18 protein-coding genes are annotated in these 22,605 nt (G+C 71.1%); 5 read left to right on the top strand and 13 right to left on the bottom strand.

Annotation, left to right across the window (positions count from 1 at the left end; translation table 11 throughout):
* A partial coding sequence (locus VET29_RS30225) for an AfsR/SARP family transcriptional regulator (RefSeq protein WP_324926714.1) occupies positions 1 to 233 on the bottom strand: 233 nt, incomplete at its 3' end.
* A 189-nt stretch (positions 234 to 422) separates the two neighbouring features.
* Here VET29_RS30225 and VET29_RS30220 point away from each other — a divergent pair.
* Together VET29_RS30220 and VET29_RS30215 are read left to right on the top strand one after the other, a co-directional pair.
* Positions 423 to 950 (top strand): sigma-70 family RNA polymerase sigma factor, encoded by a 528-nt coding sequence (locus VET29_RS30220; RefSeq protein ID WP_324926713.1) that lies wholly within the window; start codon positions 423 to 425, stop codon positions 948 to 950.
* Positions 951 to 1,183: 233 nt separating this feature from the next.
* Positions 1,184 to 2,062, top strand: coding sequence for an endonuclease/exonuclease/phosphatase family protein (locus VET29_RS30215; protein WP_324926711.1), 879 nt, complete (start codon positions 1,184 to 1,186; stop codon positions 2,060 to 2,062).
* Between the two features lie 44 nt (positions 2,063 to 2,106).
* Here the strand turns inward: VET29_RS30215 and VET29_RS30210 are convergent, their stop codons facing one another.
* From VET29_RS30210 to VET29_RS30190, 5 genes are all read right to left on the bottom strand, one after another.
* Entirely contained in the window at positions 2,107 to 3,387 is a 1,281-nt protein-coding gene (locus VET29_RS30210; RefSeq protein ID WP_324926709.1) for a phospholipase D-like domain-containing protein, read from the bottom strand.
* A 90-nt stretch (positions 3,388 to 3,477) separates the two neighbouring features.
* The gene (locus VET29_RS30205; protein WP_414636660.1) at positions 3,478 to 4,326 is read right to left on the bottom strand and encodes an AraC family transcriptional regulator; all 849 of its coding nucleotides are present in this window, start codon (positions 4,324 to 4,326) and stop codon (positions 3,478 to 3,480) included.
* Between the two features lie 116 nt (positions 4,327 to 4,442).
* A complete protein-coding gene (locus VET29_RS30200) occupies positions 4,443 to 6,560 on the bottom strand; it encodes a xanthine dehydrogenase family protein molybdopterin-binding subunit (protein ID WP_324926705.1) in 2,118 nt (705 codons plus the stop codon).
* Complete coding sequence (locus VET29_RS30195) at positions 6,557 to 7,543, bottom strand: xanthine dehydrogenase family protein subunit M (protein WP_324926702.1); 987 nt, start codon at positions 7,541 to 7,543, stop codon at positions 6,557 to 6,559. The genes VET29_RS30200 and VET29_RS30195 overlap by 4 nt, the downstream gene beginning before the upstream one ends.
* Entirely contained in the window at positions 7,540 to 8,082 is a 543-nt protein-coding gene (locus tag VET29_RS30190) for a (2Fe-2S)-binding protein (RefSeq protein WP_324926699.1), read from the bottom strand. The genes VET29_RS30195 and VET29_RS30190 overlap by 4 nt, the downstream gene beginning before the upstream one ends.
* Positions 8,083 to 8,301: 219 nt before the next feature.
* Between VET29_RS30190 and VET29_RS30185 the strand changes: the two genes are divergently transcribed.
* The 3 genes from VET29_RS30185 to VET29_RS30175 all read left to right on the top strand — a co-directional run bounded on the left by VET29_RS30185 (position 8,302) and on the right by VET29_RS30175 (position 13,873).
* On the top strand, positions 8,302 to 11,208 hold the full coding sequence (locus VET29_RS30185) for an AfsR/SARP family transcriptional regulator (protein WP_324926697.1): 2,907 nt from the start codon (positions 8,302 to 8,304) through the stop codon (positions 11,206 to 11,208).
* Between the two features lie 85 nt (positions 11,209 to 11,293).
* Positions 11,294 to 13,261 carry an AfsR/SARP family transcriptional regulator gene (locus VET29_RS30180; RefSeq protein ID WP_324926695.1) on the top strand — a complete coding sequence of 656 codons (1,968 nt, stop codon included), beginning with the start codon at positions 11,294 to 11,296 and terminating at the stop codon, positions 13,259 to 13,261.
* A gap of 231 nt (positions 13,262 to 13,492) precedes the next feature.
* A complete protein-coding gene (locus VET29_RS30175) occupies positions 13,493 to 13,873 on the top strand; it encodes a hypothetical protein (RefSeq protein WP_324926693.1) in 381 nt (126 codons plus the stop codon).
* Between the two features lie 123 nt (positions 13,874 to 13,996).
* Here the strand turns inward: VET29_RS30175 and VET29_RS30170 are convergent, their stop codons facing one another.
* Genes VET29_RS30170 through VET29_RS30140 form a run of 7 tightly spaced genes read right to left on the bottom strand, consistent with a single transcriptional unit; the run spans position 13,997 to position 22,532 of the window.
* Positions 13,997 to 14,803 (bottom strand): IclR family transcriptional regulator domain-containing protein, encoded by an 807-nt coding sequence (locus tag VET29_RS30170; protein WP_324926691.1) that lies wholly within the window; start codon positions 14,801 to 14,803, stop codon positions 13,997 to 13,999.
* Between the two features lie 49 nt (positions 14,804 to 14,852).
* Entirely contained in the window at positions 14,853 to 16,001 is a 1,149-nt protein-coding gene (locus VET29_RS30165; RefSeq protein ID WP_324926689.1) for a hypothetical protein, read from the bottom strand.
* Positions 15,985 to 16,701 carry an ABC transporter ATP-binding protein gene (locus VET29_RS30160; RefSeq protein WP_324926687.1) on the bottom strand — a complete coding sequence of 239 codons (717 nt, stop codon included), beginning with the start codon at positions 16,699 to 16,701 and terminating at the stop codon, positions 15,985 to 15,987. The genes VET29_RS30165 and VET29_RS30160 overlap by 17 nt, the downstream gene beginning before the upstream one ends.
* Positions 16,694 to 18,598 carry a branched-chain amino acid ABC transporter ATP-binding protein/permease gene (locus VET29_RS30155; RefSeq protein ID WP_324926685.1) on the bottom strand — a complete coding sequence of 635 codons (1,905 nt, stop codon included), beginning with the start codon at positions 18,596 to 18,598 and terminating at the stop codon, positions 16,694 to 16,696. Before VET29_RS30155 ends, VET29_RS30160 begins: the two co-directional genes overlap by 8 nt.
* The gene (locus VET29_RS30150; RefSeq protein WP_324926683.1) at positions 18,595 to 19,464 is read right to left on the bottom strand and encodes a branched-chain amino acid ABC transporter permease; all 870 of its coding nucleotides are present in this window, start codon (positions 19,462 to 19,464) and stop codon (positions 18,595 to 18,597) included. The genes VET29_RS30155 and VET29_RS30150 overlap by 4 nt, the downstream gene beginning before the upstream one ends.
* 58 nt (positions 19,465 to 19,522) lie before the next feature.
* Positions 19,523 to 20,797: an amino acid ABC transporter substrate-binding protein gene (locus tag VET29_RS30145; protein WP_324926681.1), complete on the bottom strand. Its 1,275-nt coding sequence runs from the start codon at positions 20,795 to 20,797 to the stop codon at positions 19,523 to 19,525.
* 31 nt (positions 20,798 to 20,828) lie between these two features.
* Positions 20,829 to 22,532 carry an amidohydrolase gene (locus VET29_RS30140; protein ID WP_324926679.1) on the bottom strand — a complete coding sequence of 568 codons (1,704 nt, stop codon included), beginning with the start codon at positions 22,530 to 22,532 and terminating at the stop codon, positions 20,829 to 20,831.
* Positions 22,533 to 22,605: the final 73 nt, after the last annotated feature.

Below are 22,605 nucleotides of genomic sequence, written 5' to 3'. Positions count from 1 at the left end.
GCCTCGGCGCGCCTGAGCAGCTGACGAATCCAGCTGAGGTGGGAGTAAAGGACGTTGCGAGCCGCCGCGGGTGGCGCATCGTGCCACACCCGGTCGACGAGGGTCTCGATCGCGACCGGGCGCCCGGCGTCCACCGCGAGCGCGGCGAGGACGGCCTGCTGGCGAGGGGTGCCGACGTCGAGCACCTGCTCACCTGCCCGCAGCTGAACTTCGCCGAACAACCAGAATTCCATGCCGAGGCCCCCCGGCGATCGACGCGCCAATGATGACGGACGAATCGATGCTGCTCGCTTCGCAAGGTTGCCGCAAGGTTCGCGGGTAGGGCGTGGCGAGATCGTGAAAACGCTGAACCAGATCACGCTCTCCGTGGGAGGTCGGACGTGAGGTATGACTCGCCAGTCGAAGCTTTGTTGGACAATGCCATGGCAGGTGTGGAATCGGCGTGGAAGGAAATCGTCGCGCGCTATTCGCCGCTCGTTTTCTCGGTGTGCCACCGTTGCGGCGTGGACGGTTTCGACGCCGAGGACGTCGTGGGGAACGTGTGGCTCCGGCTCATCGCGAACCTGGCCAAGATCCGTGAACCGAAAGCGTTGCCGAAATGGCTCATGACCACTGCGCGACGAGAATGTGTGGTGCTCCTCCGAGACAAGGGCAGACAGATTCCCAAGGAGGCGATCGACCAGACCGCTCCGGGGACGGTGGAGGTCTTCCTGCTCGACGCGGAACGCAGTGACGCGGTTCGTCGCGCCCTCGCCGAACTGTCCGAGAGCGACAGGGCACTGCTGGAGCTGCTGTTCTCCGACCCGCCGACGCCCTATGTGGCGATCAGCGTCCATCTCGGCATACCGGTCGGCGCGATCGGACCCACACGCCAGCGGTGCCTTGCCCGGATGCGCCGGATCCCGTCGGTCGCCGCGCTGCTCCACGACTGTCAGGCCCGCACCCGCTAGGCCACCCCGATGCCGTCCAACGTTCCTCCGGACAGTTCGCATGCCATACAGAGAGCCGGGAGCGAGCTTTGATACGGCGACCGGCGCGATCCGGGTCCAGGCCTCCGGGCAATGTGGGCGTTCGGCGCGCGGATCTTCCGCTACCGCCGCACCGTGCAGTACGGTTGAAACTCACAAACAAACTACATGTTTGGAAAATCTTCCCATCCGTGCGCGAGGGCTGAGGTGCGTTCATGAAACGGAAGCTGTCCGGTGTGTTGTTGGGTGTGCTGGCGTTCGTCTTCGTCGGGGCGGCCCCGGGTCCGTCGGTGGCGTCGGCCGCGGAGCCGAGGAACCTGCAGCTGATGTCCTGGAACATGTGCGGTTCGCAACGCGCGTCGTGGGGTTGCGCCGGCACGGGCACGCCACAGGACAAGATCGGCGTCGTCACCTACCACGTGACCAACGACTTCGTGCAGGCCGTACTGCTGCAGGAGGTCTGCGAGAACGACCTGACGCTGCTGATGAGCCGGCTGGGATCGGGGTGGAGCAAGAGCTTCCAGCCCTACCAGTGGTCGCAGGACGGGGTGCGGGCCAACAACACCTGCGGGGAGAGCGGTGGCCGCACCGACCGGATCGGCACCGCGATCGTCGTGAAGGCCGGGATGACCGGCGCGCAGGCCTACTCGACCACGCAGCCGTGGACGGGGCAGAACCGGCCGTTCCACTGTGCCACGGCGACCTACTGGAACATCCGGCTGTGCAACGTGCACCTGACGCCGGCGCACGGCAACCCGGACGAGCCGACGTGGGAGTACGCGGACGACCAGTTGGCCGAGATCAAGAGCATCGTCGGCGGCTATCCCAACGTCGCCTTCGGCGGTGACTTCAACGTCGAGCCGCCCTACTTCCCGGGCAACGCGCGGGCGTGGCTGTGGCCGTCCGGCCTGTACTCCACCGGCCCGGGTGTCGCGGGCTACGCCGAGTGTGACCTCGGTCAGGACCGCGACACCCACGACGGCGGGTACAAGATCGACTATGTGTTCAGCTCGGAGACCAAGCGGTGGTGCGGCGTGGGTGCGTCGGCGTACTCCGACCACCACGTGGTGATCTACAGCATCGCGGTGAGCTGACGGTCGCGACTTGCCGACCGACCGGCTGCCGGCCGGCCGGCCGGTCAGCAGGTGATCGCGGCGCCGTTCGCCGGTTGGTGCGGGGCGCTGTCCCGGGCGGCCCGGAAGTCGGCGAGGTACTGCCCGAAGACCGTCGAGTCCTCCAGCTGCAGCACGGTCTCGTCGCTCTGCCGCAGGGAGTTCGTGCTGAAGTTGGCACTGCCCGTCCAGACGATCCTGCGGTCGGCGACGCCGTAGTACTTGCCCTCGACCAACAGGTACTTCGAGTGCGTCCACACCGGGTCGCTGTCGCAGTAGTACCGGACCAGCACGCCGTTGTAGGCGCTGCCGGTCCGCGCGAGCAGGTCGCGCAGCGACTCCTCGGCCAGTGACACCGAGGACGAGTCGTCGTCGGGCGCGTAGTTCTGGACCACCTCGACGTAGCAGCCGGCCGCGTCCAGCTCGACCAGTTTCTCCGCCAGGTACGGGCGGGTGAAGGCGTGCTGGTTGACCCTGATGATCGTGCGGTGGTTGTCGGTCGTGCCGGTGGAGGTGTTGCCGAAGCAGTCGATGTGGTCGAGGACGGTGTACATCGTGTCCTCGGTCGGGTCGCGGTACTGGCTCGCCGCGGTGGTCGCCCGCGGGAAGAAGTGGATCTTCGCGTTCCCGTCGGTGACCGGGGGACGCCCGGTGTCGTAGTAGTTGTTGTCGGCCCGCAACGCCGCCATGTCACCGAAGTAGCCCTCGTAGGCCGAGAAGAGCGCGGTGTGCCCGGTCATGATCAGCGCGTTGTTGTACCCCTTCGTGCCGTCCCGGCCGTTGTGCAGGTTGGCCGAGGACTGCACGACCACGTTGGACGTGCCGCTTGTGTTGGAGAACAGGAAGAACTTGTTGTGGTTGATGGCGGCCACCGTGCCGATCCTGAGCGTCCCGACACAGCCGCGGCCGGCCGGGCACGTCATCACCCACGACGACGCGGACCTGTCGGTGCCGAGCCCGCTGACGAGCTGCGCCCAGACCGCCTTGATCGCCGCGCTCTCGCCCGTGTCGGCCATCCGGTGGTCGAAGATCGCCTGCACGCTGACGCCCCGGTTCCTGGCCGCGACCAGCGCGGTCGGGATGGCGTTGTCGTCGGCGTAGAACAGGGCCACCCGGATCCGGGAACCGGCCGCGGCGCCGTCGATCAACGAGATCACCCGGTTGACGATCGCGCGCTGCTCGGCCTCGGTACCCGTCGGTTTGGTGAACACCGCCTCGGTCGTCACCGCCAACGGCGTCGCGGCGGACACCTTGGCCGGCACCAGTGCGGCCGCCACCATCATCGACACGACAACGAACTTCCTCATCAGGGCCTCCTCGCCGTCATGACAAGATCTTGCGGCCTGATTGGCAACTTCGTCAATAAGTAACGTAGACGCGGGGTGCTGGGCCCGGGTTCAGGACGGGTGCTGGCTGTCGTGCGGGGTGGCGTCGGCGCGGAGGCGAGTGGCGTCCTGGCCGGGTGGGGCGCCGAACAGGCGGCGGTACTCGCGGTTGAACTGCGACGGGCTGTCGTAGCCGACGAGGTGTCCGACGCCGGTGACGTCGCCGGCGCGGGCGACCAGCAGCTCGCGGGCCTCCTGGAGGCGGAGGCGTTTCTGGAACTGCAGGGGGGTCATGTTGGTGACGGCACGGAAGTGCCGGTGGAACGCGGAGGTGCTCAACCCGGCCAGCCGGGCGAGGTCCTCGATCCGCATCGGTTCGGCGTAGTTGCCGCGGATCCACTGGATCGCCCGGTTGACGTGGGTCAGCGCGCTGCCCGCCAGGCCGATCTGGCGGAGCATGGCGCCGTGCGGACCGGTGAGCAGTCGCCAGAGGATCTCGCGCTCGATCAGCGGGGCGAGCACGGGCGCGTCGGCGGGGCGGTCGAGCAGTCGAAGCAGCCGGGCCACGGCGTCGAGCAGGTCGAGGTCGGCCTGGCCGGTGGCGATCGCGCGTTCGGGGACCGTGGCCCGGGATCCGTCTGCCGCGGGGATCTCCAGCAGCAGCGAGGCGATCACGGCCGGCCGCAGCACGAGACCCAACGCCAGCGACGGAACCTCTGGCGTGGCGATGAAGTGGCCCGTGACGGGCAGGTCGGTCGTGACCACGAGGTACTGTCCCGCCCGGTACTCGAGGACCTGGTCGCCGAGCAGGAGGCGTTTGCCGCCCTGGGCCATCACGACCAGCAGCGGCGCGGTCAGCGTGTACTCCGGCTCCGAGTTGTCCACTTCGGACACGAGGAGTCCGTCGACCGGCGTCCGCATGTCCGGCCGGGCATGGGTGGCGACGATGCCACGGATCTCCTCGAGGAGCTCGGGAATACGCACGGCCTCACGAAAGCATCCGAAATGGGGGCGGGCAAGACCGAACCGTCCGCGGCTCACGTCGTCGGGTGTTCCTCCAGCACCCGGTCGAGACGGATCGGGAGCGTCCGCTGGCGGCGCCCGGTGGCGTGCCACACGGCGTTGGCGATCGCGGCCGCGGTGCCGACGTTGCCGATCTCACCGGCACCCTTGACGCCCACGGGGATGCCCGGCTCGTGGTCGGGTACGAAGTCGGCCTCGATGTCGGGCACGTCGGCGTGTGCGGCGATGTGGTAGCCGGCGAAGTCCGCGTTGACGTGCCGGCCCGAGTGCCGATCGCGGATGCCCTCCTCGTGCAGGGCCATGGACAGCCCGCCGATCATCCCGCCGACGAGCTGGCTGCGCGCGGTGAGCGGGTTGATCACGCGGCCGATGGCGAACATCCCGAGCAGTCGCCGCACGCGCACCTCACCGGTGGCCGGATCGACGGTCACCTCCGCGAACACGGCGCTGTAGGCATGCCGTTCCATCGACGGGAGATCGCCGAGCAGCGCGGTGGTGTCGGCCGTGGCGGTGACCGGCCGTACGGGATCGCTCAGCTTCTCGTGCAACCGCCGTGCGGCCTCGGTGATCGCCCAGGTCCATGACGTGGTCCCGCGGGAGCCGCCGGCGGACCACGCGGGACCGAGGTCGCTGTCGGCGATCCGGATCCGGATGTCCTCGGTGCCGACGCCCAGTGCGTCGGCCGCCACCGCGGTCAGCGCGGTGCGTGCGCCGGTGCCGATGTCGGCCGCGCCGATGGCCACGGTGAAGGTGCCGTCCGGTTCCGCGGTGATCGACGCGGACGACGGGAACGCCCCGGCGCTGAAGGACGTGGCGGCCAGCCCGGTGCCGATGAGCAGGGGGCCCTCGCGCCGCCGCCGCGGCCGGTGGTCGCGGGCGGCCCAGCCGAACCGGCGAGCGCCCTCGCGCAGGCACTCGACGAGGTTGCGGTCGCTGAACGGCAGACCGGACACGGGGCCCACGGCCGGTTCGTTGCGCAGCCGGAGCTCGAGCGGGTCGATGCTCAGCCGTTCGGCCAGCTCGTCCATGGCGGACTCGAGCGCGAACGAGCCGGGTGTCGCGCCGGGGCCGCGCATCGAGTACGGCGGCAGGGTGTCGAGGGGAACCGCCATGGGCCGGGTGCGGATCGCGGGCGCCGCGTAGAGCGTCTTCGTGAGCTCGGTGCAGCCTTCGATGTACTCCGCGAGCGGCGAGAGCGCGAACGTCGGCTCGTGGTGGATCGCCCGCAGGCGGCCGTCGGTGCCGGCGCCGAGCCGGATCCGCTGCTCGATGACCGGCCGCATCGCGGTCGACAGGAACACCTGGTCGCGGGTCAACGTGACGCGCACCGGTCGCCCGAACCGCGTGGTGGCCATCACGGCCAGCACCAGCTGCGGGCCGCACATCCCCTTGGACCCGAAGCCACCGCCGAGATGCTCGCAGCGGACGCGTACCTGGTCGAGGTCCAGCGAGAACAGGGTGGCCAGGACCCCGGCGACGACGAACGGTCCCTGGTTCGTGTCGACGGCCTGCAGGCGCTCGCCCTCCCACCACGCGGTCGCGGAGTGCGGCTCCATCGCGCCGCAGTGCTCCTCGGGCGTGCGGTACCGCTGGTCGACCACCACCGCGGACGCGGCAAGCTCCGCGTCCACGTCACCGACGTCCACCGGCCCGTCGAACAGGGCCAACGCCGGCCGGGCCGCCGGGTGGCCGGCGGAGAAGTCCGTGTCGTGTGGCTCCTCGTCGTAGGTCACCGGCAGTGCCTCGGCGGCCGCCATGGCCTGTTCGAGGGTTTCCGCCACCACGAGCGCCACCGGCCGGCCCGCGAAGGGGATCACGTCGTCCTGCAACAGTTGTAGCCCGCCGTCCGGGCCGAAGAAGTGCCCGGCCGCCGGGTCGAGCCGCGGCGCGTCGCGGTGGTCGAGCACGCCCAGCACGCCGGGCATCCCCAGGACGGCCGGCGTGTCGATGTCGCGGATGCGTCCCCGGGAGATGGTGGCCACGACGAGACAGCCGTGGACGAGGTCCTGGACAGGCTCGTCGGCGGCGTAGCGCGCGGCGCCGGTGACCTTGGCGCGGCCCTCGATCCGGGGCCGCGCGACCCCGACGGCCCCCGCCGGCGGGGCGGGTTCGGTGACGGTCCGCCGGCTCATCGGTCGCTCTCCTCGGCGAGACCGGTCAGGACGGCCGTGATCAGGTTACGCGCCAGCGTCACCTTGTACCCGTTGTCACGCAACGGCTCCGCATCGGCCAGCGCCGCGTCGGCGGCGGCCAGGAACCGCTCGGCGGTGGCCGGGCCGCCCCGCAGGGCCTCCTCGGCGGCCAGCGCGCGCCACGGCCGCGACGCGACGCCGCCCAGGGCGATCCGCGTGTCGCGGACCAGTCCGTCGTGGAGGTCCAGGGCCGCCGCGACGGACACGGTCGCGAAGGCGTAGGACGCGCGCTCGCGAACCTTCCGGTACCGCGACCGCGGGAGGACCGCGGACCCCGGCAGGGTGACGGAGGTGATCAACGCGCCCGGCGTCAGGGCCGTCTCCCGCGACGGCGTGTCGCCGACCGGGAGGTAGAACTCCGACAGCGGGGTCTCGCCGGCACCCTCCAGCGACTCGTGGTGCACGACCGCGTCGAACGCGGCCAGTGCCACCGCCATGTCCGAGGGATGGGTCGCCACGCAGTGCTCGGACCACCCGAGGACGGCGTGGTTGTGGTGCTCCCCGGCGATCGCGGCGCACCCGCTGCCGGGAACCCGCTTGTTGCACCGCTGCGCGGAGTCGGTGAAGTAGGCGCACCGGGTCCGCTGCAGCAGGTTCCCGCCCACGGTGGCCATGTTCCGCAGCTGGCCCGACGCGCCCGCGAGCACCGCCTGGCTCAACGCCGGGAACCGGCGCCGTACCTCGGGATGAGCGGCGGCGTCGCTGTTGGTCGTCGTCGCGCCGATGACCAGCCCGCCGTCCGGCGTCACGCGAACACCGTCCAGCGGCAGGAACCGCACGTCCACCAGCCGTGCCGGGGCCTCGACGCCGTACTTCATCAGGTCGACCAGGTTGGTGCCGCCGCCGAGGTACCGGCCGCCGTCGTGCCCGGCCTCCAGTGCGTCCCGGACCCGCGTCGCACGCTGGTAGGCGAACTCCCTCACCTCGCCACCTCCTCGCGCGCGGCGGTCTCGAGCACCGCGCGGACGATCGACGGGTACGCGCCGCATCGGCAGAGGTTCCCGCTCATCCGTTCACGCACCTCCCCCGCGTCCAGCTCCGGCGCCGGGTGGTCGGGGGACACGTCGGTGGTGACGGCACTGGGCCAGCCCGCCTCGTGCTCGGCGAGCATGCCGACGGCCGAGCAGAGTTGCCCGGAAGTGCAGTAGCCGCACTGGAAACCGTCGAGCCGGACGAACGCCTCCTGGATCGGCCGCAGCGCGCCGTCACCGGCGAGCCCCTCGACGGTCGTGATCTCGGCGCCCTGCGCCGCGACGGCGAGCGTCAGGCAGGACACCACCCGTCGGCCGTCGAGCAGCACGGTGCAGGCGCCGCACTGGCCGTGGTCACACCCCTTCTTCGGTCCCGTGTGGCCAACCCCCTCGCGCACCGCGTCCAGCAGCGTCGTCCGGTTGTCGACCCTCAACTGGTGCGTCACGTCGTTGACACGCAACGAGATGTCGCTGTGGGTGTGGTCGGTCACGTCTTTCCTTTCCACCACTTTCCTTTCCACCACGCGGAGCCGAGGACAAGCCGATGTAACCAGCCGGCGAAGCGGCCGGACAGCTCAAAACCGGCGAACCCTTGCACGATCCTGCCGACTTCGGCCGCGGGAACGACGGACCCGCCCGCGCTTGACAGCGGTACGCGTCCCTGACCAAGGTTGGTCTCGTCGGCTGGGGGTGCTGTGGCGGTAGGTGGTGTGCGCATCCAGGTACTCGGTCCGGTGCGGGCGTGGCGGGACGGTCACGAGCTCGACCTCGGGCCGCCGGGCCGCCGGGCCGTGCTCGGGTTCCTCGTCCTGGCAAGGGGTCGGGTGCTGCCGAGGACCGAGCTGGTCGACGCGCTGTGGGGGAGCAGGCCGCCGCCCAGCGCGACGAACGTCATCCAGACGCATGTCAAGCACCTGAGGCGAACCCTCGACCCGGAGCGGCACGCGTACGCGCGCAGTTCGAGCCTGTCGACGGTCGGCGAGGGGTACGCGCTGCACGTGCCGCGGGACGAGGTCGACCTCGACCGGTTCCACGACCTGGTCCGGACCGCGAACGAGGCACTCGAACAGGGACGGCCCGAGCCGGTGCGGGTGGCGCTGGGCGAGGCGCTCCGGTTGTGGCAGGGCCCACCGCTGGCCGACCTACCGGCCTTCGCCGCCCATCCGGCCGTGCTCGCCCTGCTCGGGGCGCGGCGGACCGCGGTGCTGGCGTACGCGGAGGCGGCGCTCGACACCGGGCACGTGGCGGACGCGCTGCCCGTCGTGGCCGAGGAGGCGTCGCGGCAACCGCTCGACGAGTCCCTCGCGGCGGTGCTGATGCGGGTGTACACGGCGGCCGGACAGCGGGCCGAGGCGTTCGCCGTCTACGACCGGACCCGGCGTGCGCTCGTCGCGGAGCTGGGCGTCGACCCCGGGCCGGAGCTCGCGCGGGTGCACGGAACCCTCGTGCGGCAGGAACCGAGGACACCCCGGTCCGCGCCGGTCCCGGCCGAGCTGCCGGCGGACGTGGCCGGCTTCACCGGCCGGGTGGCCGAAATGGCCGAGCTCGACCGGTTGCCGGCCGGCTCGCGCACCGGTGCGCTGGCGATCTGCACGGTGTCGGGCACCGCGGGGGTCGGCAAGACGGCGCTGGTGCTCCACTGGGCGCACCGTGTCCGGCACCGGTTCCCCGACGGGCAGCTCTACCTCGACCTGCGCGGGTACGACCCGGACCAGCCCGTGACGCCGAACGAGGCGCTCGCGCGGCTGCTGGAGGGGCTCGGTCTCGCGGCCGGCGACATCCCGGTCACCCAGGACGCGCGCACCCGGCGGTACCGGACCGAGATCGCCGGCCGGCGCGTGCTCGTCGTGCTGGACAACGCGTGCTCCGTCGACCACGTGCGGGACCTCCTGCCGGGCTCCCCGTCCTGCGTCGTCGTGGTCACCAGCCGGGACAGCCTGGCCGGGCTGGTGGCGTTGTGGGGCGCGCGCCGCCTGGAGCTGGACCCGCTCTCGGCCGACGACGCCAGAACCCTGCTGCACGAGCTGATCGGCACCCGATCCTTCGACGACCCCGCCGCCGTCGGCGACCTGGTCGAGCAGTGCGCGCGGCTGCCGCTCGCGTTGCGGGTGGCGGCCGAGCTCGCCGTCACCCGGTCGGCGACGCCGCTGGCACGGCTCGCCGGTGAGCTGCGGGACCGGCAGCGGCGACTGCGGCTCCTGGACGGGGGCGGTGACTCCCGGGCCGCGGTGCGGACCGTGCTGTCCTGGTCCTACCGGCACCTGCCGGCGGACGCCGCGTGGATGTTCCGTGCGTTCGGCTGGCATCCCGGCCACGATGTCGATCTCCACGCGGCCGCCGCGCTCGCGGGACACGGCCCGGACGAGGCCGTCCGGTTGATCGACGTCCTCGCCAGGGCGCACCTCGTCACGCCAGACTCCCACTGCCGGTACGGGATGCACGACCTGCTGCGTGCCTACGCGGTCGAGCTGTCCGCGGAACTGGACGCCCCGGCCGACCGCACCGCGGGGGTGACCAGGCTGCTGGACCACTACCTGGCGACGGCGACGGCGACGGTGGACCTGCTGTACCCGACGGATGGCTCGCACCGCGGCGGGCGGCGGGAGGCGCCGCCGCCGGTCACCGTCCCGGCGGACCCGAGGTCCTGGCTGGACGCCGAACGCCACAACCTGGTGGCGACGTGCGCCCATGCGGCGACGCACGGACTGGCCGGGCACGCCGTCGACCTGGCCAACGTCCTGTACCGGTACCTCGAGGGCGGGCACCACGCCGACGCGGTCACCGTGCACACGTACGGTCTGCGCGCGGCGAGCGAGTCCGGCGACCGGTCGGGCGAGGCGTACGCCCTCACCAACCTCGGGGCCGCCTACCGGCTGCTCGGCCAGTACGACCCGGCCGTCGACCGGCTGTCCCAGGCGCTGGCGCTGCACCGGATGACCGGCGACCGGCACGGCGAGGCACGCACCCTGTCCAACCTCGGCATCGTCGCCGACCGGCTGGGAAACTACGACGACGCCGCCACGCACCTGACCGAGGCGCTCGCCGGGTACCGCGAGCTGGGCAACCGTCACGGTGTCGCCGCGGTGCTGACCAACCTCGGTGCCGTGGAGCTGCGCCCCGGTCACCACGAGCTGGCGGCCGTCCACCTCGACGAGGCCGCCACGCTGTTCCGCGAGCTCGGCGACCGGGCGGGCGAGGCCAGTGCGCTGACCAACCTCGGCGACGTCTGCATGCACGGCGGCCGCTACCAGGAGGCCGACCGGCACCTGACCGAGGCCCTGGCACTGTTCCGCGACCTGGAACACCGCTACGGGCAGGCCATCGCGTTGGCCAACCTCGGCACGGTCCAGACCCGCCTCGGCCGGCACGACCTGGCCATCGAGCAGCTCGGTGCGGCACTGGCGCTGTTCCGCGAGGCCGGGCACCGCTACGGCGAGGCCAGCGTGCGCAACGGTCTGGGCGAGGCGGTCCACGCCGCGGGGCGCCCGGGCGCGCTCGCCCACCACCGGGCCGCACTGGACATCGCGACCGAGACGGGCGACCACGACGAGGCGGAGCGCGCCAGGACTGCCATCGCCGCCCTCAAGTCCTCTCACGACTCGGCCGGCCTGCGGTAACGCCCGTTCAAACGGCGTCCAGTTTTCTTCCAAACGCGGTCCGTAACGTTCCGCCCGTGAATTCATCCGGACAGAAATTCACGGCATGATGGAGTTCCGCCTCCTCGGCGACATCGAGGCCTACACCGACGGGCAACCGATCGACATCGGCTACCTGCAACGGCGATGCATCCTGGCAATGCTGCTGACCGAACCCAACCGGGTGGTTCCGGTGGAGCGCATCGTGGGACGGGTGTGGGAGGACCGCCGCCTGCCCAAGAATCCGCGTGGCGCGGTCCAGTACAACATCACCATGTTGCGGAAGGTGTTGGCGCAACAGGTTTCCATAGCGTGGCAGGACCGCGGCTACCGGCTCGCGGTGCGACCGGAGGCCGTCGACCTGCATCAGTTCGACCAGCTGGTCGACCGCGCCCGCACCGCGGACGACGACGACCGCGCGGCCGCATTGTTCGAGCAGGCCCTCGGGCTGTGGCGGGGACAACCGTTCGCCGGGGTGGATCTCCTCTGGTTCAACGAGGTCCGGGTCACGGCGACGAGGCGACGCGACGCGGCCTGGCTCGACCTGATCGACGTGCAGTTGCGGCGGGGCCGGCACGCGGAGCTGCTCGCCGAGCTGTCGGTCCGCGTGGAACGTGACCCGCTCGACGAGCGCCTGGCCGCCCAGTACCTCGTGGCCCTGTACCGCAGTGGCCGTCCCGGGGACGCGCTGGCCCACTACCAGCGGCTTCGGCAGCGACTCGCCGAGGAGCTGGGTGCCGACCCCGGTCCGTCGCTCCAGCGCGTGCACCAGCAGATCCTCACCACCGACCCGGCACTGGCGGTGCCCGCACGCGTCTCCGCGGCCGCCCGTGTTCCCGTGCCCCGCCAGCTGCCCGCACCGCCCCGGCAGTTCGTGGGCCGGCCAGGAGAGCTCGCCCGTCTCACCGCGGTTCTGGGCGAGCCGGGCGAACCGAACGCGGCCATGCCCGTCACCGTGATCTGCGGTGCGCCGGGCATCGGCAAGACCTGGCTGGCCCTGCACTGGGCACACCAGCACCTCGACCGTTTCCCCGACGGCCAGCTGCACGTGGATCTGCATGGTTTCGGCCCCGGCGGGCACCTCGTGACGCCGGCCACGGCGTTGCGTGCGTTCCTCGACGCGCTCGGCGTCGAACCCGAGGCCGTGCCACCGGACCTCGGCGCCCAGATCGGGCTGTACCGGAGCCTGCTGGCCGGCAAGCGCATGCTGGTAATGCTGGACAACGTCCGCGCCACCGCGCAGGTCGCCCCGCTCCTCCCGGGCAGCCCGACCTGCGCGGTGCTGGTCACCAGCCGCCACCGCCTGGCGGGCCTGACCACCGCGCACGGCGCCCGGTCGCTCCAGCTGGACCCGCTGACCGACACCGAGGCGCGGGAGCTGCTGACGCGCGGCATCGACCGTGCCCGGGTCACCGCGGAGCCCGGCGCCGTCGCGGAACTGCTCGCCCGCTGCGCGGGCCTGCCGTTGGCGATCAGCATCGTGGTCGCCCGCGCCGGCCGCTACCCCCGGTTCCCGCTCGCGGCGTTCGCCGAGGAACTACGCGACCTCAACGGCCGGCTGGACGCCCTGGCGACCGGCGACGGCCAGATCAACCTCCGGGCACTGCTGTCCTGGTCCTACCACGCGCTGTCGCTGTCCGCCGCGGCCGCGTTCGGGCTGCTGGGACTGGCGCCGGGCAGGGACATCAGCCTGTCCGCCGCGGCGAGCCTCCTCGCGCTGCCCATCGCGCAGGCCCGCCTCGTGCTGCGCGAGCTCGAGGACGGACACCTGGTGGAGCAGCACCTGCCGAGCCGCTACCGCATGCACGACCTCATCCGCCTGTACGCGATCGACCGTGCCGGCCACGACCATCCGGAAAGCAGCCGCGGCCAGGCACTGCGACGGCTGGTCGACTTCTACGTCCGCACCGCGTTCGCCGGTGACCGCCTCCCGCAACCCCTGTACCTGCCGATCAAGCTCACGGAGCCCGCCACCGCCTGCCGGCCGCACCCGCCGCGCGACCAGCGGCCGGGCTCACCGCGACCGGGCAGCTGACCGAACCAGCCGCCGCCCCCAGCTCGGCTGAGCCCTGGGTGATCCGGCCGGCCCACCACACACTGGGCTGTTTCTGTTCCCTGCAAGGAAACCAGCGGCCTGTCGCGGTCACTTCGGGGACCAGCACACAAAAGCGGCACACAAGACCTACCAAAGCGGGTCCCCGGATGCTGATCGTGCGGCGTTCCGGCGCCGTGGATCTCCTCACTTCTCCAGAAGGAAGTCATCTTCATGAAATCCATGTTGAAGTGGTTACGAAAAGCGTCGGTCGGGGCCATGACGGGTGTCGCCGTCATGGTGTTCTCGATGCTCGCCGTCGCGCCCGCCCAGGCCGCCCCGTCGGCCGGCAAGGCCGACGTGTCATGGGTAACGGTCTCCGCCACCCCCGGTGAGGCAGGCACCAGGGCGATCTGCTCCCCGCCGACCCGGCTCACCACCCAGGCGATCTGGTACGACTGCGAAGTCTTCAGCGGCCAGTACATCCAGGCCTGGATCGTCTGCAGCGGCACCATCTACTTCAGCTCCCTCATCGGCGAGGGGTCGTGGTACATCATCGGCACCTGCCCGCCGGGCACGCTTCGTGACGACGAGGGAATCATCTACTACGACTGATCGCGCGACGCCTCGGTACCCACTCCGATGACAGAAGGGGTGGAGAAGTGTTGACGTCTTCTCCACCCCCGCGCATGCCGGGCGGGGCAAAGGAAATGTCTCCCGGCGGTGTTTCGGCGGGGCTCAGTCCGCGGACGCGGTGATGTGCGAGACGGAGTGCACGCGGCTGAAGTCCGCGCTGATCTCGCCCGCGGTCTGGAGCAGCAGCCGCAGGTGGTGGTCGACCAGTTGGGCGACCGTGGTCTCCGCCGCGTGGCAGTTGACGTTGAGGGCGGCGACCACGCGGCCGTCGCCGTCGCGCAGGGGGGCCGCGATCGAACGGATGCCCAGCGCGAGCTGTTCGTCGGTGAGCGCCCAGCCGCGGGCGCGCACCTCGCGTAGTTCGGCGTCGCGTTCGGCGGGGTCCGGTTGCCAGCGCGGGGTCAGGCCCGAACGGGTGGGTTGGGCCAGGACCTCGCCAAGCTCGCGCGCGGGCAACGCGGCGAGCAGGACCTTGCCGAGCGACGTCGGCAGCGCGGGGAACCTGGTTCCTATCTGGACGGTCAGGCCGACGATCTTGGGCACCGCCACGCGGGCCACGTAGACGATGTCCGGACCGTCCAGCTGGGCTATGGAACACGACTCGTTCGTGTGCCGCACCAGTTGTTCCATGTGCGGGCGGGCGATGTCCCACAGGCCCATCGACCGCACGTAGGCCACGCCCAGCTCCAGGACCTTGGGCCGCAGCGCGAAACCCTTGCCCTCGGCACGCACGTAACCCAGCTCGGTGAGGGTCAGCAGGATGCGCCGGACGGTCGGGCGGGCCAGGCCGGTCGCGGCCGTCACCTCGGTGAGCGCCATGACCGGCTGGCCCGGCCGGAACGCGGCGATCACCTCGAGGCCCCGGGCGAGCGCCTCGATGAAGTCCGGGCCGGTTCCCTCACGTGGCATGGCGAACTCCCAGGTCGGTGGTGCGGCGCATAGCGTAACCAGCGGGTTCTCAGTCCTCGGGTGGAGGACCGCACCGGGCGGTGCTTCGCTCCAACGCCGCGCGCAGGGCGGCGGGCATCCGGACCAACATCTCGCGCGTGTACTCGATCCGGTGCGCTCCCGACCGCAGCGCGAGCGCGGCCGGCCTGGCGTGGACGCACCGGTCGCACCGTCCGGTCCACCCGGTCGGCACGAACCGGGTGCACTGCGGGCACCGGTCCCGGATCCGCAACGGACGCCGTACCGGCGACCGCCGCCAGACAGTCAGCCGGTCCGGAATGCCCGGCCAGGACGGCAAGGCCAGCTCGTCGGTGACGGTCCAGTTGAGATCGAGCTCCCGGTGCAGCCGCGCCGTCCCGGTCGGCCCGTCCGCGCCGCCGCCGATGTACAGCACCGTGTCGCCGGCGTAGGCGCGCACCGCGGCGTAGCCGGCCGCGTCGTCGTCCGGCGGGGGCCAGCAGACCAGCAGTGTCCGGTCCGGCCAGGCGTTGACCGCGTCCACCGCGACCGCACGCGTCACCTCTGTCCACACCCGACCGCCGCGGTGGTAGGTGTCGCCGGCGGGTTCGGCATCGGTGGGCCGCACGTCGACCCCCCGCGCACGCAGCAACGCCGCCCAGTACCCGGTGCCGGCACCCACCTCCAGGAGCGGGCCGTGGTCACCGGCCAGCCCCAGCGCGGCCTCGGTCGGGATGGCCCAGGAGAACCGGGCCGCGAGCTCACGGCGCCGCCCGTCCAGGTCGAGGACCCGGGCAAGTGGCTCCGGGACCGGCAGGAAGCCTGGCGTGACGCGGCCACCGGCGAGGATCGTCACCAGCCGCAGCAGCGGGTTCTCGCCAGGGCGGTCCAGCTGTTCCTGGTACGCCGCCCATCGCCGCCGTCCCTCCCGCCAGTCCTCCTCGGACACCCCCCGCGCCACGTCGGGATAGCGGGCGGTGAAGTCCGCGAAGCCGGTCAGGTCCCGCAGCCCGGCCCAGGTGACCGGCGCGAGCCAGGGCGAGTCGTACGGGTACGGCTCGTTCGGTTCCCGATGCCGCCACCGGTCCGGTCCGACCGGCACGGCCGCGGTCCCGCACGCGGCACAGATCGGGTGCCCGTCCACCACCGCCCGCCGCGTGCCGAGCAGCAGCGGCCGCACGGGCTCACAGACCGAGGACACTGCGCCGCACCTCAGCGCTGTCACGCAGTTCCGCGGCCGGCCCGGACGCGACCACCCGGCCCTCGCCGAGCAGGTAGGCCCGGTCGGCGATGGCCAGCGCGCGTTCCACGTCCTGCTCGACGACCAGCACCCCGACACCCGTGGCCACGATCTGCTCGATTGCGTCGTACACCTCGTCCACCCGGACCGGGGCCAGCCCGAGCGACGGCTCGTCGAGCAGCAGCAGCTTCGGCTGTGCCATCAGCGCCCTACCGATCGCCAGCATCTGCTGCTCGCCGCCGCTGAGGTTGCCGGCGAGCTGGCTCGCGCGTTCGGCCAGCCGGGGGAACATCTCGTGCACCGTGCCGAGCGTGGCTCGATGAGCCCGCCGCGCCCCGGCCCGGTAGGCGCCCAGCATCAGGTTGTCCAGCACGGTCATCCGGGGGAAGATCCGCCGCCCCTCCGGCACCACGGCGATGTGGTGGGCACACACCTTGTGCCCGGGCAGGGCGGTGATGTCCGTGCCGCCCATGCTGATCCGGCCGCCACGCGCCCGGTGTATGCCGGCTATGGCGTTGACCAGAGTGGACTTCCCGGCGCCGTTGGGACCGACGACGCACACCGTCTCCCCGGTGTCCACCCGCAACGCCACGTCCCACAGGGCGCGGGCGTCGCCGTAGCGGACGTCGAGGTCCTCGATCTCCAGCAGTACGTCAGACATGGGCCTGCCTCCCCAGGTACGCACGGACCACGTCGGGGTCGCTCATCACGGTCCGCGGCTCCCCGTCGGCGAGCTTGGTGCCACGGTCCAGCACCACGATCCGGGTGCAGACCTGGTTGAGCACCCGCAGCAGGTGCTCCACGATCACGATCGTGATGCCGCTGCGGTGGATGCGCCGCACGACCCGCACGGCGTTGTCCAGCTCCGCCGGGTTGAGCCCGGCGAGCGCCTCGTCGAGCAGCAGCACCTTGGGACCGGACGCGATGGCCCTGGCCGTCTCCAGCAGTTGGCGCTGGTGCAGGTTGAGCGACGCCGGGTGGGAGTCGGCGAGGTGGTCCAGCGACACGGTGGCCAGGTGCTCCTCCGCGAGGGGCCGCGCCGCGCGCAGCGACATCGGCTCACGCCCGAACATGATGGCGGTGGCCACGTTGTCCCGCACCGTCATCGACCCGAACGGCTTGGGGATCTGGTAGGTCCTGGCCATGCCCACGTGGGCTATCTGGTGCGGGGCCAGGCGCGTGATGTCCTTGCCGCCGACCCGGATCTCGCCCCGCGTCGGCCGGAAGGTGCCCGACAGCAGGTTGACCAGGGTGGTCTTGCCGGAGCCGTTGGGTCCGATCAGGCCGATCAGCTCGCCGGCACGGATGTCGAGGCTGACGTCCTCCAGCGCACGCACACCACCGAAGTGCTTGGCCACGTTGCGACACTCGACGACCACGTCGCCGACCGGTGGGACGTCGTCGTCGGGTTCGAGTTCCACGGTGGACACGGTGGCTGCGACCGCTTCGGCCTCGGGTTGCGCCGGCACGGGTTCGCGTCGTGTGCCGAGGACGATCGCGACGGCGGCGGCCGCGAGCATGCCCGCCAGGACCCAGTCCAGCTCCTCGCCCCACAGGTTGACGATCGCCAGCGTGCCGCAGACCACCACGAACGCGATGAGCGCGGCCCACGGACGCGCCTTCAACCGGGCGTAGAGCCCGTCCGGCGCCGCGGCGACGAGGACCACCAGGATGGCGCCGAGGAAGATGGCGTTCCACGAGTCCAGGCCGTAGGAGGACAACCGGTCCTGCAGGCCGACGATCAGCAGGGCACCCAGCACCGGGCCGAGCCAGTGGCTGCGCCCGCCCAGCACCGCCATGACGATGACGAACAGCGGGATCGTCAGGCCGAAGACGCTCTCCACGGTGACGAAACCGATCTGCAGCGCGTAGACGCTGCCGGCGACCCCGCCGAGCACCCCGCCCGCCACGATCGCCAGGATCTTGTACCGGAACGTCGGCACACCCAGGACCTCGGCGACGTCCTCGTCGTCGTGGATGGCGGTCAGCGCCGACCCCGCCCGGCTGTGCTGTACCAGGTAGGACACCCCGACCGCGACCGCCGCCACGATCAGCGCCAGCAGGTACTGGAACTGCTGGAAGTCCAGGTCGCCCGGCGCCTCGGGCGGGGTGACGATCGTGCCCTGGCCGCCGTCGATGTCACCGTTGATCCTGGCGAGCGCGGACAGGATGAACGGCACCGCCAGGGTGAGCAGCGCGAAGATCTCACCCCGCAGCGAGCCGAGCCGGAAGGCGACCGCGCCGATGCCCAGCGCGAGCAGTCCACAGAGGACGGCGGCGAGCGGCACGGTCCAGTAGAAGCTGACCCCGTGCCGGCCGGTCAGCACCGCGGTGCAGTAGGCGCCGACCCCGACGTACGCGGCCTGCCCGAAGCTGAAGTAGCCGGCGTACCCGGAGAGCAGGTTCCAACTCGAGGTCTGCGCGATCCAGAAGAAGGCGGTGCCCAGCAGCACCAGGTAGAAGGACGGGAAGTCGAGGTCCGGCGCGAACACGCCGAGCGCGAGCAGTCCGGCCAGGACGACCAGAAGAACAACAGCGCCGCGCACACCCGCGGTCATCGCACCGCTCCCATCGCGAACAGTCCGCGCGGCCGCAGCAGCAGCGCCAGGATGATGGCCGAGAACAACACGAACGGCGCGGTCGCCGGTGACCACACCACCGACACCACGCCGGAGAGCACCCCGACCAGCACGCCGGCCGCGAACGTGCCGACCACCTCGCCGATGCCGCCCAGGATGACGACGGCGAACACGATGCCGAACCACTCGTACGCGGTCTCCGGCGTCAGTGCGTTCGACAACGAGAAGACCGCGCCGGCCAGCGCCGCGGTGGCGCCGACCGCGCCGCCGAGAAGCAGGCTGAGCTTGCGGTGGTCGACCCCGAACGCGCCGGCCACCGCCCGGTCCTGGGCGATGGCCCGCAGCGCCCGGCCGGCGAAGGTGCGGCGCAGCACCAGGTGGGCGCCGAGCACGACCAGCCCGGCCAGGACGAACGCGAGCAGGGTGGTGACCGGGAAGACCAGCCGCCCGATGGAGACCGACTCGGTGGCGTACGGGTTGACCGCGGCGTCCATCCGCTGGAAGTCGGCGCTCCAGACGTTGCTGGCCACCTGGATGGTGATGATCAGCAGGCCGAAGCTGACCAGCAGCGAGTTGAACTCCGCCAGCGCGAGCCGGTCGAAGACCCACTGCAGGACCGCGCCGGCCACGAACATGGCCGGCACGGTGACCACGAGCGTCAGCAGCGGGTCGATGCCCCACGACGTGGTGAGCTGGAAGGTGAGGTAGGCGCCGATCAGGATCAACCCGAAGTGCGCGAGGTTGATCACGCGCAGCACGCCCCACGTCACGGACAGGCCGATGGCCATCAGGGCATAGAGACCACCGATCAGCGCGCCGCTGAGGGTGGCCTGGACGACGTTCATGGATGTCCACCTCGTGAAGTCGAAGGGGCGGCCCGGGTGCGGGCCGCCCCCAGCGGGGTTACTTCAGCGGTGCCGCGGCCTTGTTCTTCGGCCAGACCGTGACCCAGTCGCCGTCCTGGATCTGCTTGAGCGTCTGGGTGGTCGGCCAGAAGTTGTGATCCTTCGGATCGAACTTCAGGTGACCGCTGAACGTGGTGTCCGCGCCCTTGTCGTGCAGCGAGCCGCACATCTTGCGCTGGTCGGTGCCGCCAGAGGACTTCACACCGGCGGCGAGGATGTCCCACGCGTTCCACGACGCGGCGGCCTGGGTCTCGAAGGTGGTGTAGGGCAGCTTGGCCTCCTTCGCGCGCTTGGTGAAGTCCGTGGTGATCTCGGTGGCCTTCGGGCCCAGCTTGTCCAGCGTCGGCTTGTTGGGCTCGAACATGGAGACCGAGAGGATCCCGTCCGCCGGCGCGCCGAGGGCCAGGAGCGGACCCGGTGCGGGGAAGAGGGCGAACATCTTCTTGGGCGAGTAGTTCAGCTGTTTCATCGCCTGCACGAGGTTGACCGCGTCGACCCCGAGGCCGTTGCTGATGATCAGGTCGGGGTCGGCGTCGCGCACCTGGGTGGCGATCGGCGCCCAGTCGGTGGTCGTCGGCGGGTAGTGCACGTTCACCACGACGTCGAGCCCACGTTCCTTCGCGATCGTCAGCACACCCGACTTGTCGTCGCCGAAGCCGTCGGTGACGAACGCCGCCGAGCCGCTCTGGCTCGTGACCACCGCGACCTTCTTCGGCGGCGTCGGCAGGGTCTCCACGGCGTCGAACAGCTGGTCGGGGATGAACTTGTTCGGTGTGGGGCCGATCGACCAGGCCGGGAACTGGCAGTCGTAGGTCAGCTGGGGCGCCAGGACCGCGGTGTGCTGGGGGAGCACGTACCCGTGCCGTTGCGCGACCGCCATCGCGGACAGGATGTTCGGGGTGGCGTACGGGCCGAGCAGCAGGTCCACCTTGTCCTGGGTGATCAGCCGTTCGTAGAGCTGGGCGACCTTGGCCTGGTCCGACTGGTCGTCGAGCACCTTCCACTCGACCTTGCGGCCGAGCAGCCCGCCCGCGGCGTTGAGCCGGTCGACGTACTCCTCGCCGGCGATCTTGTGGATCTGGCCGGTGGCGGCGAACGCGCCGGTCAGCGAGAGCGTGGAACCGACCACGATCGGCGGGCCACCCTTGTCGCCGCCGGAGGCGCCGTCGCTGTCGCTGCCGCGGTTGCAACCGGCCACGGTCAGCACCACGGCGGCCGCGAGGGCCGTCAGTCCGCGTAGCCGAGCGGAGCTCGCGAAGCGAGCGTCGCGCATCTGCATGTCTGTCCTCTCTGCTGGGCGTGCGCTAACGCACGTCGCCGGTGTTGTGCACGACCGCGCCGCCGACCACGGTCAGCACGGAGCGGATCTTCTTGAGCTTCTCGGCGGGGACCGTGAAGTAGTCGTCGCTGAGCACCACGACGTCACCCAGGCGGCCCACCTCCAGCGAGCCGAGCAGCCGCTCGTCCTCGCCGCCGAGGAACCACTGGTTGGCCCGCGTGTAGAGGGCGAGCAGCTCCTGGCGGCTGATCTGCTGGCCCGGGTTGATCTGCGCGCCGCGCGCGTTCTTGCCCGTGGTGGCGTAGTAGGCGTGGATCCAGGGGTTCATCGGCGCGATCTGCATGCCGTCGGAGCTCATGCCCGCCGGGATGCCGTTGTCCACGATCAGGCGGAACGGCGGCCCGGACTGCGGGCCGTTGCCCGCCAGGTACTGCCAGCCCGTCAGGTTCACCCCGCCGCCGATGGCCTTGAGCCGGTTGAGGTACTCCTGGTTGATCTGCGGGACGTGTGCCACCACCCAGCGCAGGTCCCGCACGCTGGTCTCCGCGTTCACGGCCTCGAACGCCTGGATCTGGCTCTGGAAGTCGGTGGCGGACAGCGAGTGCACCTCGATGCGCCAGCCGGCCTGGGCACTGCGCCGGGCGGCCTCCAGGAACACCGGTCCACCGAAGTAGCTGGCGGCGATGAACTCGCCGATCGCACCGGTGCGCACCATGTCGTTGCCGAAGAACTTGAACGTGTTGAGCAGGCGCTGCTGCAGGGTGGTGACGTTGGTGTCCGTGTCCTGGTGCAGGAAGTTGATGCGCAGGCGGACGGTGCCCCGGCCCTCGTCGTAGACGGACAGGAACGGCAGCTGCATCCGGTAGTTGTCCTCGTGCGCGGCGCCGTCGGCCGGGGTGCCGGTCGCCTGGAACGCGCCCTGGTCGAGGTGGGTGGTGATGCCCATGCTCGCGGCGTAGGCCATCGCGTCGACCACGCTGCGCTTGCGGTCGTCGAAGGTGAGTGTCTTGCGCAGGGCCAGCGTCGCCTTGCCCGTCTCGGTGCCCGACGCGATCGACCCGTCCGCGCCGACGGTGACCGGCAGCGCGGCCGCCTCGAAGAACTTCTTGCCCAGGCTGTTGGTCACGCTCGGCCCGGAGAAGCCGATGGAGATGTAGGCCGGGTGGTTGGGCAGCGCCTTGTCCAGCTCGGCCAGCGTCGGCAGCCGGACCTCGCTGAACTGGTTGAAGTGGAACCCGCCGATGGTGGTGACGAACTTGCCGTGGGGCACCTCCCTGGCGCGCTGCCGGTAGGTGTTCTGCACGTCGGCCACGGAGTACGCGTTCTCCAACGGCGTGTGGTAACCGGGCCGGTTGCCCATCAGGACGATGTGGTTGTGGCAGTCGATCAGGCCCGGGACCGCGACCCGGCCGCGCAGGTTGACCGTCCGGGGGTTGCCCTCGAAGCCGCGCCGGGCGGCGCGGTCGTCGTTGCCGACGTAGACGATCTTCCCGTCCTGGATGGCGACGACGCTGGCCACCCGGTTGCGGGAGTCCATGGTGTGGATGCGGCCGTTGTACAGCACCAGATCGGCGCGGAGGGTGCCTTCTTTGTAGTCCTCGTGGGCGGAGGCGGGAGTACCTCCGGTCACCACCGTCAAGGCCGCGGCGGCACCGGCCACAGCTCCGCCGCGCAGCACGTTGCGGCGGGATAAACCGTTGTCGTCGTTGTTCGTTGGCTGGTCGCTCATTGCCGACTTCCTTGTCTGCTGGCGTAAAACCGCGCGCCGGGACTTACCCCGGTGCGTCTGAGGCCGGACGGGC

It is taken from the genome of Actinophytocola sp., from assembly GCF_035634895.1.
Lineage (GTDB): Bacteria > Actinomycetota > Actinomycetes > Mycobacteriales > Pseudonocardiaceae > Actinophytocola.
The sequence above is the reverse complement of the archived record's forward strand: the minus strand, read 5'-3'. Positions and strand labels throughout refer to the sequence as shown.

Bases quoted from the DNA above. Each gene is read 5' to 3' on its own strand.
- VET29_RS30200 (WP_324926705.1), bottom strand. From the start codon at position 6,560: ATGAGCCGGCGGACCGTCACCGAACCCGCCCCGCCGGCGGGGGCCGTC.
- VET29_RS30215 (WP_324926711.1), top strand. From the start codon at position 1,184: ATGAAACGGAAGCTGTCCGGTGTGTTGTTGGGTGTGCTGGCGTTCGTC.
- VET29_RS30170 (WP_324926691.1), bottom strand. From the start codon at position 14,803: ATGCCACGTGAGGGAACCGGCCCGGACTTCATCGAGGCGCTCGCCCGG.
- VET29_RS30205 (WP_414636660.1), bottom strand. From the start codon at position 4,326: ATGCGGACGCCGGTCGACGGACTCCTCGTGTCCGAAGTGGACAACTCG.
- VET29_RS30210 (WP_324926709.1), bottom strand. From the start codon at position 3,387: ATGAGGAAGTTCGTTGTCGTGTCGATGATGGTGGCGGCCGCACTGGTG.
- VET29_RS30155 (WP_324926685.1), bottom strand. From the start codon at position 18,598: ATGACCGCGGGTGTGCGCGGCGCTGTTGTTCTTCTGGTCGTCCTGGCC.
- VET29_RS30150 (WP_324926683.1), bottom strand. From the start codon at position 19,464: ATGAACGTCGTCCAGGCCACCCTCAGCGGCGCGCTGATCGGTGGTCTC.
- VET29_RS30160 (WP_324926687.1), bottom strand. From the start codon at position 16,701: ATGTCTGACGTACTGCTGGAGATCGAGGACCTCGACGTCCGCTACGGC.
- VET29_RS30140 (WP_324926679.1), bottom strand. From the start codon at position 22,532: ATGAGCGACCAGCCAACGAACAACGACGACAACGGTTTATCCCGCCGC.
- VET29_RS30175 (WP_324926693.1), top strand. From the start codon at position 13,493: ATGAAATCCATGTTGAAGTGGTTACGAAAAGCGTCGGTCGGGGCCATG.
- VET29_RS30220 (WP_324926713.1), top strand. From the start codon at position 423: ATGGCAGGTGTGGAATCGGCGTGGAAGGAAATCGTCGCGCGCTATTCG.
- VET29_RS30180 (WP_324926695.1), top strand. From the start codon at position 11,294: ATGATGGAGTTCCGCCTCCTCGGCGACATCGAGGCCTACACCGACGGG.
- VET29_RS30145 (WP_324926681.1), bottom strand. From the start codon at position 20,797: ATGCGCGACGCTCGCTTCGCGAGCTCCGCTCGGCTACGCGGACTGACG.